Annotated in this window: 12 protein-coding genes and 4 tRNA genes; 2 read left to right on the top strand and 14 right to left on the bottom strand. The window is 56.8% G+C overall.

From position 1 onward, the window contains the following. Positions 1–209 precede the first annotated feature (209 nt). Together V8J88_RS02730 and V8J88_RS02725 are read left to right on the top strand one after the other, a co-directional pair. Positions 210–2,351, top strand: coding sequence for a DUF4214 domain-containing protein (locus tag V8J88_RS02730; protein ID WP_338847630.1), 2,142 nt, complete (start codon positions 210–212; stop codon positions 2,349–2,351). Between the two features lie 485 nt (positions 2,352–2,836). Then, the gene (locus tag V8J88_RS02725) at positions 2,837–7,156 is read left to right on the top strand and encodes a response regulator (protein ID WP_338847629.1); all 4,320 of its coding nucleotides are present in this window, start codon (positions 2,837–2,839) and stop codon (positions 7,154–7,156) included. A gap of 4 nt (positions 7,157–7,160) precedes the next feature. Here the strand turns inward: V8J88_RS02725 and rfaE2 are convergent, their stop codons facing one another. The 14 genes from rfaE2 to V8J88_RS02655 all read right to left on the bottom strand — a co-directional run bounded on the left by rfaE2 (position 7,161) and on the right by V8J88_RS02655 (position 15,785). Continuing rightward, positions 7,161–7,643 (bottom strand): D-glycero-beta-D-manno-heptose 1-phosphate adenylyltransferase, encoded by a 483-nt coding sequence (rfaE2, locus tag V8J88_RS02720; RefSeq protein ID WP_338847627.1) that lies wholly within the window; start codon positions 7,641–7,643, stop codon positions 7,161–7,163. Beyond that, entirely contained in the window at positions 7,640–8,506 is an 867-nt protein-coding gene (locus V8J88_RS02715; protein ID WP_338849987.1) for a ferritin-like domain-containing protein, read from the bottom strand. The genes rfaE2 and V8J88_RS02715 overlap by 4 nt, the downstream gene beginning before the upstream one ends. Before the next feature lie 80 nt (positions 8,507–8,586). Then, positions 8,587–8,799: a DUF3717 domain-containing protein gene (locus V8J88_RS02710; protein ID WP_338847626.1), complete on the bottom strand. Its 213-nt coding sequence runs from the start codon at positions 8,797–8,799 to the stop codon at positions 8,587–8,589. Positions 8,800–8,941: 142 nt separating this feature from the next. Beyond that, positions 8,942–9,017: transfer RNA gene (locus V8J88_RS02705), tRNA-Gly, on the bottom strand. 32 nt (positions 9,018–9,049) lie between these two features. Further along, positions 9,050–9,123, bottom strand: a tRNA-Cys gene (locus tag V8J88_RS02700). A gap of 54 nt (positions 9,124–9,177) precedes the next feature. Continuing rightward, positions 9,178–9,253, bottom strand: a tRNA-Gly gene (locus V8J88_RS02695). 64 nt (positions 9,254–9,317) lie between these two features. Next, a tRNA-Gly gene (locus V8J88_RS02690) sits at positions 9,318–9,393 on the bottom strand. A gap of 173 nt (positions 9,394–9,566) precedes the next feature. Continuing rightward, positions 9,567–10,148, bottom strand: a complete 582-nt coding sequence (gene pgsA / locus V8J88_RS02685) for a CDP-diacylglycerol--glycerol-3-phosphate 3-phosphatidyltransferase (RefSeq protein ID WP_338847624.1) — start codon at positions 10,146–10,148, stop codon at positions 9,567–9,569. A 23-nt stretch (positions 10,149–10,171) separates the two neighbouring features. Continuing rightward, positions 10,172–12,094, bottom strand: coding sequence for an excinuclease ABC subunit UvrC (gene uvrC / locus V8J88_RS02680; protein ID WP_338847622.1), 1,923 nt, complete (start codon positions 12,092–12,094; stop codon positions 10,172–10,174). A gap of 11 nt (positions 12,095–12,105) precedes the next feature. Next, on the bottom strand, positions 12,106–12,870 hold the full coding sequence (gene pdxJ, locus V8J88_RS02675) for a pyridoxine 5'-phosphate synthase (RefSeq protein WP_338847621.1): 765 nt from the start codon (positions 12,868–12,870) through the stop codon (positions 12,106–12,108). Positions 12,871–12,875: 5 nt separating this feature from the next. Beyond that, a complete protein-coding gene (gene recO, locus V8J88_RS02670; RefSeq protein ID WP_338847620.1) occupies positions 12,876–13,673 on the bottom strand; it encodes a DNA repair protein RecO in 798 nt (265 codons plus the stop codon). A 5-nt stretch (positions 13,674–13,678) separates the two neighbouring features. Then, positions 13,679–14,581, bottom strand: coding sequence for a GTPase Era (era, locus tag V8J88_RS02665; RefSeq protein WP_338847619.1), 903 nt, complete (start codon positions 14,579–14,581; stop codon positions 13,679–13,681). A 10-nt stretch (positions 14,582–14,591) separates the two neighbouring features. Beyond that, the gene (gene rnc, locus V8J88_RS02660; protein ID WP_338847618.1) at positions 14,592–15,377 is read right to left on the bottom strand and encodes a ribonuclease III; all 786 of its coding nucleotides are present in this window, start codon (positions 15,375–15,377) and stop codon (positions 14,592–14,594) included. Positions 15,378–15,386: 9 nt separating this feature from the next. Continuing rightward, positions 15,387–15,785: a DUF4845 domain-containing protein gene (locus V8J88_RS02655; protein ID WP_338847617.1), complete on the bottom strand. Its 399-nt coding sequence runs from the start codon at positions 15,783–15,785 to the stop codon at positions 15,387–15,389. Between the last annotated feature and the right edge of the window lie 75 nt (positions 15,786–15,860).

The raw sequence follows: 15,860 nt of genomic DNA, 5'->3' as shown, positions 1-15,860 counted from the left end.
CGCTTGCAGGCGGTTTGCATTCTGTTGCAATTTGGAAAATTCAAGCCCGGGGTTTGCTTGACACCCTGATAGCCACATGCAAGAATCGATCGACCCGGCATACCGCAGCGGATGCCTATACAACCCGGTTTTCAGTTGCGCCGCATGCATCAGCAGCCCGCTTATCCCGCCTGTTGCAGCGGCCTCAATATTCAGACAGAGATTTTCACATGACGCAAGCCGCCACCCTAGTCACTGCCCCCGATGGCAAGAGTCAAATCACTGATGCCGTTCTGTCTTCAGACGGTAAAAAGATCGCCATGATTGTGCAAGAAGGCGTGGCTGAGGTGATTTATCAGCAAGACATCGCCAGCGGCGTGTACACCAAGGTCGTATCCGATAGTGATCTGGATAGCGTATTGACCGGTTTGAAAATATCCCAGACTGGCGGCGTCATCTCTTATCTGACGGAAAAGGTGATTAATAAAGGCACGCAAACCGAAAGCACCCAGTATCAATTATTCGCCAGCGATGTCGCCACCAAGAAAGTCACGGCGGTCAGCCATGGCGCCACCCTGCCTGCCAATAAGGGGATTCAGCAGGACTACAGTATGTCGCCTGATGGGCGTTATCTCGCTTTTGCAAGTGAATCGGATAATCTGGTCAAAAATGATTATCGGACCATGTCCGACATTTTCATGCGCGATTTGCAAAGCGGTAAGCTGGAGCGTGTTTCATACAGTCCTGCAGGAGCCGAGGCGAACAACCATAGTTACAGCCCATCCTTCAGCAGCGATGGGCAAACGCTGTACTTCCACACTTACGCAAGCAATCTGACTTCCAATACCAGTTCGTCCCTCACGGGCGGACTGGTATATCGCAGCGTCGTCTCCGGCTCCCTGACTCAGCTGGTCAGCCCGGCGGCGGCCGAGCACCGTTTCGTGCCAAATGGCGCACTGCAGGCGGTTGGCGATAAGCAATTCTGGTCCGGCGGCCCGCAAGGTTTGATCCTGCGCATCAATGGCGACAGCGACCTCAAAGAGTTGACCATGGTCGACCAAAATGACAAGTTGCCAGGCACCCATTATGTACGCGCCATCCTGAGCGACGCCAACAATCTGGTGTACGCGATAGATGACTACAACCAGCTGTATCCCCCTGCCATGCTGGCAAGCAATACGGTTGGGATGAATCTGTTTCAATATGATTATCAAACCAAAAGCTTGCAGATTTTGACGCATGACAGCCAGAAGCCAAGCATTGCCAGCGGCGTTGATATGCGCGCCACATCGGCAGATGGCAAGAGCATGCTGTTGAGCACCACGGATGGTTCATTGTTTGATATGAATTTGACCAATTGGTGGACCACATTGAAAGGCGAAAGGCTGCAGACCGGCTATTGGCTTACCCAAAGTTCAAATGTCACCGGTGGCGCAGGAAGCGATGCGCTGCCAGGCTCCAGCGGAGCGGATGCCTTGAGTGGCGGCGCCGGCAATGATCAATATTTAGTGAACAATGCGAGCGATGCCATCAGCGAAATAAGCGACAATGGTACGGATACTGCTTATTCCATGCTCAGTTCCTACACCCTGCCGGATAATGTGGAAAATCTGACGCTTAACTGGGGTCCGAATTTAAGCAATAGCGCACTGGGTCAAATTATCAACGGGCAGCAGATTCCGCAGACAGGAACCGGCAATAGCGGGAATAATTTTATCCAGGGCAGCACCCTCAATAATGAACTGCAGGGAATGGCCGGCAACGACACGCTGACAGGCGGCGCCGGCAATGACACGATCGATGGCGGCGCTGGCAAAGATGTCGCGTATTTTATGGGTAATCGGGCCGACTATGAAATTACCCTGGAAGGGCCAAGCATTTGGACGGTCAAAGCCAATGGCACGCGCGGCAATCCGGATGGCACAGATGTCGTCAAAAATGTCGAGCTGCTCACCTTTGCGGACACCTCCTTCTCTTTTGGCGATGATATATACACGGCACAGGCTTACCGCATGTACCGCGCGATTCTGGCGCGCGATGGCGACGCCACCGGCCTTGGCTACTGGGCCAGGAAGTTGGAACTGGGCGTGACCTTGAACCAAGTGGCGGAGGGCTTTATCCGCTCAGCAGAGTTTTACCGCCTGTATGGATTCGACCTGAGCAATGAAAACCTGGTGCGCAAGCTATACCACAACGTCCTGCAACGTGAAGGTGAGGCAGAAGGCATCCAATTCTGGACCAATGTCTTGAATGAAAACAAAGGCACAAAAGCGGATGTGCTGGTGGCGTTTTCTGAGAGTACGGAAAACAAAGCGGCGCTGGTTGGGATTATGGATCTCGGTTTTGAAATCATTCCCTACACCGGAAATTAATCCATTTCTTCGCACAAAAGAGCCGGCTCACGCCGGCTCTTTTTTGGCCGTCTCAACTTTCCCGCTGTGAACTCCGGCGCGGCAACAGAATTGCTGACGCAAGCTTTTGTGCAATCGGCGGCATTCAGCGCCCTGCATGCCCCCCCCCCGGCAATCTGGAACTGGCGACGCGCTTTATCAAAACGTGCTGCACCGTGCGCCGGATGCTGGCGGTTTGCAATATTGGCTTGATTTGCCCGGCAGCAGGCGCGCCAGCCCGGCCCGACTCTTCTCCGATTTGTCTGGCAGCGCAGAAAACAGGGCGGCATTAAGCGGCATGCCGCATGCCGATTTCCGCTTCGATCACTCATATCTTTCTGGATCGGCTCGCGCCGGCGCAACGCCGCGTGAGGTCTGCGCGAATCCCAACACCTGCCGCCTTAAGCTGCGCAAGGGCGGCAAAGTGCGGTAGGATGTCTGTATCGTTGCTGGCGCAAGGAGTCCGGATGGAGCTGTTTGCCACAGATGAACAGGTGCAGGCACTGCAAGCCCAGCTGGCGCACTCGCATGTGCGCCCGTTCTTGCTGTTAACTCTGGCTTGGCATTTGCGTCAACGCGACACCAAGCTGGCGCTGGCCTTGGCTGAGCAGGCCCAGCAAAGCATGGCGAATAACAGTGATTCGGCCCTGCTGGCGCGGATCTGCTTAATCCGCGCTGAAGCCTGCTATCTGTTCGCCGAACTCGAACGCGCGCAAATCTTCGCCGACCAGGCTTTGCAAAGTTTTCGCGAGCTGCACGACCCCATCGGCCAGGCCGACGCCTGTTTGATCATCGCCAGTATTGAGCAGGCGCGCGGCGAAGTGACGGCGATGGAGCAGACGCTGGCCGGGGCCGCCTTATTGGCCCAGCTTGGCGGCGACAGCTTGCGCGCCGACTATTGCGAAGCCACGCAAGCGCTGGCGAATATGTTGCGCGACGCCAAAGGCGCAATGGTGCGCGCCGGACGCCGTTTTCCGCTGGAGAAAACCGATTACCCGCCGGCCCTGGCGCCATTGGTGTGCAATCTGCACGCCTCGCATGCCGAGTTAAGCGGCAACTCCGAAGCCGCCGCCCCCTTAATGATGCGGGCCTTTGAACTGGCGCGCCAAACCGGACAAATCCGCCGGGCAATTGTCTGCGCCAACAATATCGCCGTCAGCTTCGCCCATCTGAATGACTATCAAACCGCACTCGAATGGATGCAAACCGGACTGGATCTGGCGCGCCCCACCGGCTGGCCCGGCAGTCTCGGCAACAGCCTGCTGCAAACCGCCGAAACCATGCGGATTCTGGGACGCACCGATAGCGCCCAGGAATTACTGGAGGAAGCGCGTCAGGTATTGCAGCCGCTGCAACACTCACGCTCCTATGCCATCACCCTGTGGTATATGGCGGAATTGGCGCGCGACCGTGGTCAATATGAGCAGGCGCGCAATTATTTCGCCCAGGTTTTGGAGCGCGCCGAGCAACTCGGCGAAAACGACTTTCAAACCGGGGCCAGGCGCGGCATGGCCGACACCCTGCTGAATCTGGGCAAACCGGAGGAAGCGCTGAGCTGGATCAAAGGCGCTTTGCATCTGGCGCAATACAATGGCCAGACTTACCGCCAGATTGAAGCTTTGCAAGTGCTGGCGCGGATACACGCCGCCTATCAACTGCCCGCCGAGATCACAAGCACCGAACCGAGTTTGAGCTTGCATTATTTGATGCAGGCGCTGCAATTGGCGCAAGCCGAAGGCAACAGCCCGAGCGCAGAATTATTGGACGAAGTGGCGGACGCCTGGGCCGCTGTGAATGATTACAATCAAGCCTTCACCTACACCCGGCGCGCTGCTCAGGCGCGCGCCAAAAGCCATAGTGAGCAAGCCACCAATCGCGCCCTGGCGCTGCGCATCAAACATCAAACCGAACGCAGCCAGGCCGAGAGCGCTTATCACCGGCAATTGGCGATTTCGGAAGCGCGCCGCGCCGAAGTCTTGCAGCAAACCAGCGATACCCTGCAAAAATTGGGCCGCATCGGCCAGGAAATCACCGCACACCTGAATTTGAATGAAGTCTGCAGCGCGCTGTGGCGCAATGTGAATGGCTTGCTGGATGCGGAATCCTTCATCATCTTCTTACTGGATGAAGACAAGCAAGTCCTGAGCAGCGTATTGAGTATGGAAAACGGGCGCGAGTTGCCGCCCATCACGGTGTCGCTGGAAGATAGCGCATCCCAGTCTGCACGCTGCGTGCGCGAACGCCGCCTGATTTTGCAAGAAGGCGGCGTGGCCCAAAACAACGCCATCCCCGGCACGCTGGATACCCAGAGCTGCCTGTATGCGCCGCTTTTGATTGAAGACCGCGTGCTGGGGGTGATGACGGTGCAATCCCTGCAACGCCATGCTTATGGGGAGCGTGAGCAAATGGTGTTCCGCACCCTGTGTTCCTATGGTGCGATTGCGCTGGAAAACGCGAATACTTACCGCCGTCTGGAACACACATTGCATGAGCTGTCGCTGGCGGAAAGCCAGGTGCGCGCGCAAGCCAATCAATTGGTCGAAGCCAACCGCCATTTGCAGCACAACGAGGAAATTTTGCGCCACGCCAAACTCAAGGCGGAAGAAGCGACCCGTATGAAGTCTGATTTCCTGGCGAATATGAGCCATGAAATCCGCACGCCGATGAACGCCATCATCGGCATGGCGCATCTGGCCTTGCGCACAGAGTTGAATCAGCGCCAGCATGATTATGTCAGCAAGATACATCGCGCCGGCCTGTCCCTGCTGGGAATCATCAATGACATTCTGGACTTTTCCAAAATCGAAGCCGGCAAGCTGGAGGTCGAACAAGCTTCATTTTCGTTTGATGATGTGCTGGCGAATGTGGCGAATGTCACCAGCCAGAAAGCAGCCGACAAAGGCATTGAATATCTGTTTGCGGTGGGCCATGATGTGCCGCGCCATCTGCAGGGCGATCCCTTGCGTTTGGGTCAGGTATTGATCAATTTGGTGAATAATGCGATCAAGTTCACTGAGCAGGGGGAAATCGAACTGTCCTGTCTGGTTGAACAGTGGCTGGAAGACGGGCGCGCGCTGGTGCATTTTGCGGTGCGCGACACCGGCATCGGCATGACGCCGGAACAAACCGCGAAACTGTTTCAGCCATTTTCCCAGGCCGACGGCTCTACCACCCGGCGCTATGGCGGCACCGGCCTGGGCCTGTCAATTTCACAGCATCTGGTGCAGCTGCTGGGCGGCAAAATCAACGTTGAAACCGAGGCCGGCAAAGGCTCCACTTTTCATTTCACCCTGCCCTTTGTGGTTGAATCCGGACATTTATCCAGCCAGGAAATCGAAGATGCGCCGGAATTGCTGGAATCGCTGCGCGCCATGCGCGTGCTGGTGGTGGATGACAGCCGGCCAGCGCGCACCATTTTGCAGCAAATGCTGGCCGCCCTGCATCTGCAAGCGGATAGCGCCGCCAACGGCGCCGAAGCACTGGAAAAAATTGCCCTGCAGGAACATGCGCAACTCCCTTATGATCTGGTGTTGACCGATTGGAAGATGCCGGAAATGGATGGAATTGAGTTGGCGCGCCACCTGTTGCACAGCTCACTGCACCACAAGCCCGCCCTGGTGCTGGTGACGGCGTTTGAGCGGGAAGATATCCGTGAAGCGGCCAATCAAGCCGGGGTCCGCGCTTTTCTCACCAAACCCTTGAATATGGCGGCCTTGCTGCGCTGCCTGTTCGCCCTGCTGGCGCCGACCTGCCCGACGCCGGTCAGCCGCAAAACACCTGCCAAACAGTATCAGGGCATCAGCGTGCTGCTGGCGGAAGACAATGAAATCAATCAACAAATCGCAGTCGAATTGCTGGATGTGGTGGGAATTGATGTGGACTTGGCCAACACCGGCCGGGAAGCGGTGGAAAAATTGGTGCATAACGGCCCGCATTCCTATGATCTGGTGTTGATGGATCTGGAAATGCCGGTGATGGATGGTCATGCCGCCACCCTGGCGATACGCCAGGACGCGCGCTTTGCCGAGCTGCCCATCATCGCCATGACTGCGCATGCATTGCAGGATGTGCGCGAACGCTGCATCGCGGAAGGAATGCAAGACTATCTGACCAAGCCGGTCAATCCGGAGCAGCTGTATCAAATGCTGGCAACCTGGCTGCCGGGGGTGCCGGCGCGTGCGGCGCATGATGAATTGAGCGCCCCCGTCGCATCCAGAGAAATCGAGGAAATCCAAGGCTTGCGCAGCAGCGCTTTGCTGGATGTGGATGGCGGCTTGCAGCGCAGCGCCGGCAATCCTGTGCTGTATCTGAAACTGTTGCGCAATCTGGCGCAACAGGAAAGCGATTGCGCACAGTTCATGCGCGAGGCGATTGTGAATCAAGATTGGCTGACAGCCGGCATCCGCGCGCACAAAGCGCATGGCGCGGCGGCGAATCTGGGCGCCGTCAAGATTGCACAAGCCGCCCGCGCACTGGAAGCTTTATGCAGCGCAGGCGCTGAATTGCGCGATGTGGATGCGCGCGCCTTGCGTCAATCACTGCAGCAATTACAACAGGGAGTACAGGATTTAAGCCGCTTGCTGGAACAATTGCCAGGGGCGCCGGCGCAGCCGGATCCTGGCGTCAAACTGCATTTACAACACTTGCTGGAAGAAGCCAGCGGCGATGCGCCGGACTATTTCAATCAGCACAAGCACAAACTGGGCTTAGCCGTCAGCACCCTGGATATGATTGCGGCAGCGATGGCGCGCTATGATTTTGATCATGCGCGCCAATTATTGAATTAATGCCTTATTGCTTGCGGATTTTTTGCACCAGCGCCGTGGTGGAACGCTGGAAGGCAAACGGCACTGCGCGCACCTGCCCGCCATAGGCGAGCACGGCGCGCCCTTCAGGAATATTTTCGACTTGATAATCGCCGCCTTTGACATAGATATCCGGGCGCACCGCCAGCACCGCCTGTTCGGCGGTGTCTTCGTCAAACGCCAACACCAGATCCACCGCCTCCAGCGCCGCCAGCAAAGCCATGCGATCCTCCACCGTGTTCAAAGGGCGTTCCGGCCCCTTGCCCAGGCGGCGCACCGAGGCGTCGCTGTTGACCGCCACCACCAAGGCGGCGCCGAGTGCGCGCGCATCCTGCAAATACGCCACATGACCACGATGCAAAAGGTCAAACACGCCATTCGTCATCACCAGCGGACGCGGCAAGGCGGCCAACAATTGGGTCAGATTTTGCGCCGTGGCCAGTTTGCGTTCGAGTTGCGGTGCGCTCATGCCGCCGCCTGTGCGCCGCCATCCAGACGCTGCGCCAATTCTTTGCGATAACGGTTCAAGTCCTGCACGCTGACAAAGGTTTGCTCAAACAATTGCGAAACATTGAACAAAATCCGCTCCACCACGCGCTTTTCCCATTGATCGTCAAATTTGATCTGTTCGTCCAGCCAGCGCTCCAGCCAGCTTACATCCGGCAGACGCGATTGCACCGTGTCATTTGGAAACAGGCTTTGATTCACATGCAAATTGGTCGGATGCAGCGGCTTTTGCGTGCGCCGGCTGGACGCCATCAGCACGCCGATTTTGGCAAACGCCGCGCGCGCCTCATCCACTGCGCGTGAAGCGCTGGTTTTCAGGGCTTTTTTCAGATAGCGCAAATATGCGCCGCCATGCCGCGCCTCATCCTGGCTCAAGAGACGGTAGATTTGTTTGATCACCGGCTCTGTATGCCAATCGGCTGCGCAGCGGTACCAGTGATTGAGGCGGATCTCGCCGCAGAAATGCAGCATCAGGGTTTCCAGCGGCGGGGCCGGATCGAATTCAAAACGCACATTGTGCAATTCAGCTTCGCTCGGAACCAGATCGGGACGGAAGCGGCGCAGATATTCCATCAGCACCAGGGAGTGTTTTTGCTCTTCAAAAAACCAAACCGACATGAAAGCGGAAAAATCGCTGTCATGCCGGTTGTCGCGCAAAAACATTTCTGTGGCAGGCAATGCGGCCCATTCGGTGATCGCATTCATCTTGATGGTCTGCGCCTGCTCTTCACTGAGCAGGGATGGATCGAATTGATCCCACGGCACATCCTGCTCCATATTCCAGCGCACCTGCTCCATGCTGCGGAATAATTCGGGATACAACATTGGCGCAGCCGCGCCCGCTTGTGCTTCACTCATGATTTCTCCTGCAGATTCACTGATATGGCTAATGTCCGCGCTTGCTGCTACGGCTTGATGACTTGCTCGCGCCAGATTTGCAAAATGGGAAGAAGTTTGGCCTCCACACTGACTTCGCGCTGGTGATGGTAGATCATCAAGGCATACAGTGTGGCGAGGGCGTTCACTTCCGGGGATAAGGCTTTTTCCTCACCTGAGGCGGGATGCTGCGCGCGCCAGAAGTTAATCGCGTCTTCAAGCTCAAACAAGGTGATTTTCATAACAGGCATTGTACGTGTTTGCGCACTGCAACACCAGTCCCGGGGCAACGGGTTTTTATGCGCACGCCGGCACAGCCTGGCGCTGCAGTGAAATGGCAAAGCTGAATGTGAAAAAGGGAAGCCGAAGCTTCCCTTTTAAATTTGGAGCGGGAGAAGAGTCTCGAACTCTCGACCTCAACCTTGGCAAGGTTGCGCTCTACCAACTGAGCTACTCCCGCTTTGTGCGCCGGCATACGCCAACGCAGATAACTGGAGGCGAGGGCCGGAATCGAACCGACGTAGACGGATTTGCAATCCGCTGCATAGCCACTTTGCTACCCCGCCGCAAGCATTTCTGCCTGATTAAAAAAGGGAAGCATCAGCTTCCCTCCGGAATTCTGGAGCGGGAGAAGAGTCTCGAACTCTCGACCTCAACCTTGGCAAGGTTGCGCTCTACCAACTGAGCTACTCCCGCATTGCATTCGATGTGTTTGCATCGAAAACGCTATTGTACAACACTTTTACAGAAATCCAGCATTTGGAGCGGGAGAAGAGTCTCGAACTCTCGACCTCAACCTTGGCAAGGTTGCGCTCTACCAACTGAGCTACTCCCGCTTTGCTGTTTTGCTGCGTTGCGTCGAACAACAGGTGTGCATTATAGACCTTTAAATCGAGACGTCAAGGAAATTTCACTTAGATGTCATCAATTTTTGTCAAAATCAGCCTTTATTCTTCATTTTCAACAAATTCCCGAAAAAAATTCGGAAAGGCGTGCTTTTTCTGCAACATCAAGCCTGACCATCATGCTCACGGATCAGCGGCCACGCCAGGCGCAGATAATAGAACATCGACCAGACCGTCAAAACCGCCGCCACCCACAGCAGCAATGTGCCCCAGAACATGGTGTCAATCACACCAAACAGGCGGCCATTGAACAGCAGCATGGGAATCGCCACCATTTGCGCTGCGGTTTTGATCTTGCCCAGCGAGCTGACCGCCACTGACTTGGACTTGCCCAACTGCGCCATCCATTCGCGCAAGGCGGAAATGGTGATTTCGCGGCCAATGATGACCAGCGCCAGCAAAGCGTCGCAACGCTGCAGATAAATCAAGAGCAGCAAGGCGCCGGAGACCATCAGCTTATCCGCCACCGGATCGAGAAAGGCGCCGAAGGACGAGGTTTGATTCCAGCGCCGCGCCAAAAAACCGTCAAACCAATCCGTCACGGCGGCCAGGATGAACAGGGTGGTGGCGCACAAATCATATTCCAACTGGGAAAACCAATGCGCCGGCAAATACAGCTGCGCCACCACCAGGGGAATCAGGGCGACCCGCATCCAGGTCAGTAAAATCGGGATATTCAAAGGCATGGCTCTCGGTCCGCCGCTCAGTTTTAATGTAGTTGTTTGTAGATTTCCGCCGCCAGTTTATGCGAAATACCTTCCACTGAGGCCAAATCTTCGATACTGGCTTCCTGCACCCCGCGCAAACCGCCAAAACGCGCCAACAGGCGCTGGCGGCGCTTGGCGCCGATGCCTTCAATTTCCTCCAGGCGCGAGGCTTGGCGCGCTTTGGCGCGTTTGGCGCGCATGCCGGTAATGGCGAAGCGGTGCGCCTCATCGCGTATCATCGCCACCAGCATCAGGGCGGCGGAATCCTTGCCCAGCTCGCGCGCGGCGCGGCCATCGGCAAACACCAGCGTTTCCAGCCCCACTTTACGCCCTTCGCCCTTGGCTACGCCAACCAGATTTTCTATCGGCAAGCCGAGTTCGGCAAACACCTGACGCGCCATTTCCACTTGACCGCGACCGCCGTCGATCAACACCAGATCCGGCAACACACCCTCGCCTGTCGCCACTTTTTCATAACGCCGCAGCAAAACCTGGCGCATGGCGGCGTAATCATCGCCCGGCGTGATGTCATTGATGTTGTAGCGCCGGTATTCGCCATTTTGCATGGCGTGCTGTTGATACACCACACAAGAGGCCTGCGTCGCTTCCCCCTGGGTGTGGCTGATGTCAAAACATTCAATACGCAAGGCGGCCAAATCGTCTTGCGGCAAATCCAGCGTTTGCGCCAGGGCGCTGGTGCGCGCCTGTTGCGAGCTGCTTTCCGAGAGCAGGCGCGCGAGTGCGATATCGGCGCCCTTTTGCGCCAGCTCCAGCCACTGGCGGCGCTGGCCTTGCGGTTGAAACAGCAGATTGATGCGATGTCCGCATTGTTGCGCCAGCATTTGCAACAATTCCGGCTGATCAAATTCGATATTCAAAATCAAGGTTGACGGGATAAAGCCGCCGATATAGTGCTGCACCAAAAACGCCGCCAGCACTTCCTGCTCACTGCCGGCGCTGTGCAATTCGTCTTCATTGCCGGCCAGTGCAAAACCGTCGGCCAGATGGCTGGGGAAAAAAGCGCGGTCGCCCAAATGACGGCCGCCACGCACCATGGCCAGATTCACGCAGGCGCGCCCGCCGGCCACTTTCACCGCCAGAATATCGACATCGGCTTCATTGCCGCTTTCCATGCTTTGCTGGTGTAACACGCGCGATAAAGCGGCGATTTGATTGCGCACCAGGGCGGCCTGCTCAAACTCCAATTGCATGGCGTGCGCCTGCATTTTTTGCTCCAGTTCTTGCAGCAATTCGGTTTGCCGGCCACGCAAAAAGCGCGCAGAATTTTCCACATCGCGTTTGTAATCCTGCTCGCTGATCTCACCTACGCATGGCGCGCTGCAACGCTGGATTTGATGCAAGAGGCAGGGCCGGGTGCGGTTCGCAAACACGCTATCCTCACAGGTGCGCAACATAAACACTTTTTGCAGAATCTGCATCGACTCGCGCACCGCCCAGGCGCTCGGGAAGGGGCCGAAATATTGGTGCTTGCGATCCAGCGCGCCACGGTAATACACCATGCGCGGCACGGCTTCATTGGTGATTTTTAAATAGGGGTAGGATTTATCGTCACGGAACAGAATGTTGTAACGCGGCGCCAGCGCTTTGATCAGATTATTTTCCAGAATCAGCGCTTCCGCTTCGCTGTTGGTGACGCTGGTTTCCAGGCGCGCAATTTTTTCCACCATCAGCGCAATGCGCGGGCTGGACAGGTTTTTTTGAAAATAGCTGGAGACGCGTTTTTTCAAATCACGCGCTTTGCCCACATACAAAACCGCGCCCTGCGCATCGAAATAGCGATACACGCCGGGCAGATTCGGCAATTGCGCCACCTGTTCGAGCACGCGCGCGCGGCGCGCGGCGGCTTCCTGCTGCGGATCGGCGGCTGCAGCGCCATCCTCACTATGCTCCTGCTCCACCGCCATGCGCGCCGCCTTCAGTGTTTGCCAGCCGCCATACGTGCGGCCAGCATGATGGCTTTCATCTCACGCACCGCGTTTTGCCAGCCGGCAAACACAGCATGCGCGACAATCGCGTGGCCGATATTCAATTCTGCAATGTCGGGCAAGGCCGCCACCGCCAGCACATTGGTGTAATGCAAGCCGTGTCCGGCATTCACCACCAAACCATGGCGCACGCCTTCTTGCGCAGCGATGCGGATGCGCTGCAATTGCGCGGCCTGTTCCGCTCCTTCCGCATCGGCATAGCAACCGGTATGCAATTCAATCACCGGCGCGCCAACGGCGGCGGCGGCTTCGATTTGACGCGGTTCGGGATCAATGAAAAGCGAAACGCGGATGCCGTGCTCCTGTAATTGCGCCACCGCATCGCGCACCTGGGCTTGATGGCCCAATACATCCAGGCCGCCTTCGGTGGTGATTTCTGCGCGGCGTTCCGGCACCAAACACACATCCTGCGGTTTGATGGCGCAGGCAATCTGCAACATCTCTGCGGTGATCGCAGCTTCCAGGTTCATGCGCGTGAGCAATTGACCGCGCAGCGCATGCACATCAGCATCACGGATATGGCGGCGATCTTCGCGCAAATGCAGGGTGATTAAATCCGCCCCGGCCTGCTCAGCTTGCAGTGCGGCCAGCACCGGGTCGGGATAGCTCGTGCCGCGCGCATTGCGCAGGGTGGCCACATGGTCAATATTCACGCCCAGCATAATGTGTGGGCCGGCAGGGTGCAGAAAAGACATAGAACTCATTTATAAAGCATCAAATCCATCAAAATCTGGCGCGTTTTCAAAGGCGCGCCCCCCAGGTGATGAGCTAACAGTGCGCGCATCAGGCTCTTGCTCTGAATGAGCGTTTGCGCATCCTCGTAGCAGCCGGCTTGCATATCAAGCAGGGTTTTACCATCCACTTGCGGCCAGCCCGGATCAGCTTGCGCGCTATGCGCCGGCAGCGCGCCGCGCGCCGGATCGAAGGTGTAAATGCGTCCCTCTTGCAAGGCGTCTCCGCTTTCGGCGCAATGCGTAAAGCTGGCTGCCACACCGGTTTCGCGCAGCAGGCTTAATTCAAATTTGCGTAACACAATCGCGGCATTTTCCGCCAACGCCAATTGCGCCATGCTTTCCACATAGCGCTCAAACAGACGCGGATGAGGGTCGTCATGCGCGAGTAATTTTACCAGCAATTCATTGAGGTAAAACCCGCACAGCAGGGCTGATTTTTCCAGCGGCAACATACCGCCTACCCAATCGGCGGCTGTCAATGTGCGCAAGCTGGATTTGCCGCTCCAGGACAGGAGCAAGGGTTGAAAAGTCTGCAGTACGCCGCGCAAGCTTGACTGCGGGCGGCGCGCGCCCTTGGCCAGCAGCGCCACCCGCCCATGCTGGCGGGTGAAGGCTTCGATAATCAAGCTGGTTTCGCGGTAGGCGTAGCTGTGCAGCACGAAACCGGGTTCAGCGGCGATGCGCTGCTCTTTCGGCGCAGCCAGATGACGCCCGGGGCCGGCGCTTTTGCGCCGCGAGGCCGGTTTATCCGCTGCGGCAGACATGGGGCTTATTCGTAGCCGTAAGCGCGCAAGCCGGCTTCGTTATCGGCCCAGCCGGATTTGACCTTGACCCAGATTTCCAGATACACCGGGCCGCCAAACAGCTTTTCCATATCCAGTCGCGATTGGGTGGAAATTTCTTTGAGCTTGGCGCCCTTGGCCCCGATCACCATCGCCTTGTGCGCATCGCGATCCACCAGAATGGCGCAGAAAATGCGGCGCAGATTGCCTTCCTGCTCAAACTGCTCTACCAGCACGGTGCTGGTGTAAGGCAATTCATCGCCCACAAAACGGAACAGTTTTTCGCGCACGATTTCCGCCGCGAGGAATTTTTCACTGCGGTCAGTAATGTCATCAGCTTCAAAAATCGGCGGGTTTTCCGGCAAATGGCGGCGAATTTCTTCCTGCAGGCGATCGAGTTGGAAGCCCTGTTTGGCTGACACCGGCACGATGGCGGCGAAGTCGCGCTTTTGCGCCACCGAGCGCGCAAACTCCATCAATTCGGAGCGTTCTTTGATGCGATCGCTCTTGTTCATCACCAGCAGCACCGGCACATTGCGCGGCAAGAGATCGAGCACTTTTTGATCCGGCGCGCCAAACGCGCCGGCTTCCAGCACAAACAACACCACGTCCGCCGCAGTCAGGGTATTGCTGACGGTTTTGTTCAAGGCTTTGTTCAGAACATTGGTGTGGCGGGTCTGAAAACCGGGGGTGTCCACATACACATATTGCGCATCTTCGGTGGTTTGAATCCCGGTGATGCGATGGCGCGTGGTTTGCGCTTTGCGCGAGGTGATGCTGACCTTGACCCCGATCAAACGATTCATCAAGGTCGATTTGCCGACATTCGGACGGCCAACAATGGCGATATAGCCACAACGGAAGGGGGTGGCTGCGGAAGTTTCTGTCATGAGCTTGCTTTCAGTTTTTGGATTCCGGCTTGGGGGCCGGGGCATCGCTCTGCACGGTGGCGATGCCTAATAATTTGAGCTGAGTGGCGCGGCGCGGTCTTTTATTGCCGCCCGGCGCTTTGGCGCTGGCTTCGCGCGCGGCATCCAGTGCGCGCTTGGCGGCGTCCTGCTCGCCGGCGCGCCGGCTGCCGCCCCGGCCCAACACCCGGATATCGAGCTTGGGCACAATGCATTCGATTTCAAATTCCTGATTATGGGCGGCGCCGTGCGTGGCCACCACTTGGTATTGCGGCAAGGGAATTTTCTTGCTTTGTAAGAATTCCTGGAGCAGCGTCTTGGCGTCCTTCCCCAGGGTGGCCGGGTCCACGCTTTGCAGACGGGGGATGTAAAAACTGTGGATCACGCGGCACACAGTGGCGAAATCCGCATCCAGGAAAATCGCCCCCAGCAGCGCTTCAAAGGTATCAGCCAGAATCGAGGGACGGCGAAAACCGCCCGATTTCAGCTCGCCTTCGCCCAGGCGCAAATATTGCGACAACTCGATGCTTTGCGCGATTTCATACAAGGATTGCTGCTTCACCAGGTTGGCGCGCAGACGTGATAAATCGCCTTCATCCTGCGCGTTGTAACGTTCATACAGCAAAGAGGCGATGGCGCAGTTCAACACGGAATCGCCCAGGAATTCCAGGCGTTCATTATGCTGCCCGCTGTGACTGCGGTGAGTCAGGGCCTGGCGCAACAATTCCTGATTGCGGAATTGATAGCCCAGCCGGTTTTGCAGTTGCGCCAAATCCATAATCGCCCGTCACTCCTTGGCCGAGGCAGCCTGCGCCTTGGAGTTCAGCTTGGCCGTGGTGGTTTCAAAGTCAAACACCAGACTGACCGGGCCGAACAAGGGAATTTTCTTTTCGTATGCGACGCTGACCTCGTATTGGCCGTTTTCCTGGCTGATACTTAAATCTTCAGCGGTGATCGAGGTAAAGTAACCGGCTACAGACTGGTTACGGAAAGATTCTTTGATCTGCTGCACCGAGCCGCCCACTTCACGCGCTTTATAGACCGCGCTGCGGATGGAGAAAAACTCATTTACCACAGGGATGACCTTCATCGCCAACACCGCCACCAAACCCAAGATAAACAGGATGATGATCAGACCGACAATCGACAAACCCTGCTGCTTGCGCATACGTTCTTGCAAACTCATTTTTTTCTCCCGGTGTGTTGGCCGCTTGCCGAGGCCAGGTATGGAGCAGCATGCCGCCGCCAGACAAGCGGCAGA

Origin of the sequence: Massilia sp. W12 (assembly GCF_037300705.1) — a bacterium.
Lineage (GTDB): Bacteria > Pseudomonadota > Gammaproteobacteria > Burkholderiales > Burkholderiaceae_D > JACPVY01.
The sequence above is the reverse complement of the archived record's forward strand: the minus strand, read 5'-3'. Positions and strand labels throughout refer to the sequence as shown.

Bases quoted from the DNA above. Each gene is read 5' to 3' on its own strand.
- recO (WP_338847620.1), bottom strand. From the start codon at position 13,673: ATGTCTGCCGCAGCGGATAAACCGGCCTCGCGGCGCAAAAGCGCCGGC.
- pgsA (WP_338847624.1), bottom strand. From the start codon at position 10,148: ATGCCTTTGAATATCCCGATTTTACTGACCTGGATGCGGGTCGCCCTG.
- V8J88_RS02730 (WP_338847630.1), top strand. From the start codon at position 210: ATGACGCAAGCCGCCACCCTAGTCACTGCCCCCGATGGCAAGAGTCAA.
- V8J88_RS02715 (WP_338849987.1), bottom strand. From the start codon at position 8,506: ATGTTGTATCCCGAATTATTCCGCAGCATGGAGCAGGTGCGCTGGAAT.
- uvrC (WP_338847622.1), bottom strand. From the start codon at position 12,094: ATGGCGGTGGAGCAGGAGCATAGTGAGGATGGCGCTGCAGCCGCCGAT.
- rnc (WP_338847618.1), bottom strand. From the start codon at position 15,377: ATGGATTTGGCGCAACTGCAAAACCGGCTGGGCTATCAATTCCGCAAT.
- V8J88_RS02655 (WP_338847617.1), bottom strand. From the start codon at position 15,785: ATGAGTTTGCAAGAACGTATGCGCAAGCAGCAGGGTTTGTCGATTGTC.
- rfaE2 (WP_338847627.1), bottom strand. From the start codon at position 7,643: ATGAGCGCACCGCAACTCGAACGCAAACTGGCCACGGCGCAAAATCTG.
- V8J88_RS02725 (WP_338847629.1), top strand. From the start codon at position 2,837: ATGGAGCTGTTTGCCACAGATGAACAGGTGCAGGCACTGCAAGCCCAG.
- V8J88_RS02710 (WP_338847626.1), bottom strand. From the start codon at position 8,799: ATGAAAATCACCTTGTTTGAGCTTGAAGACGCGATTAACTTCTGGCGC.
- pdxJ (WP_338847621.1), bottom strand. From the start codon at position 12,870: ATGTCTTTTCTGCACCCTGCCGGCCCACACATTATGCTGGGCGTGAAT.
- era (WP_338847619.1), bottom strand. From the start codon at position 14,581: ATGACAGAAACTTCCGCAGCCACCCCCTTCCGTTGTGGCTATATCGCC.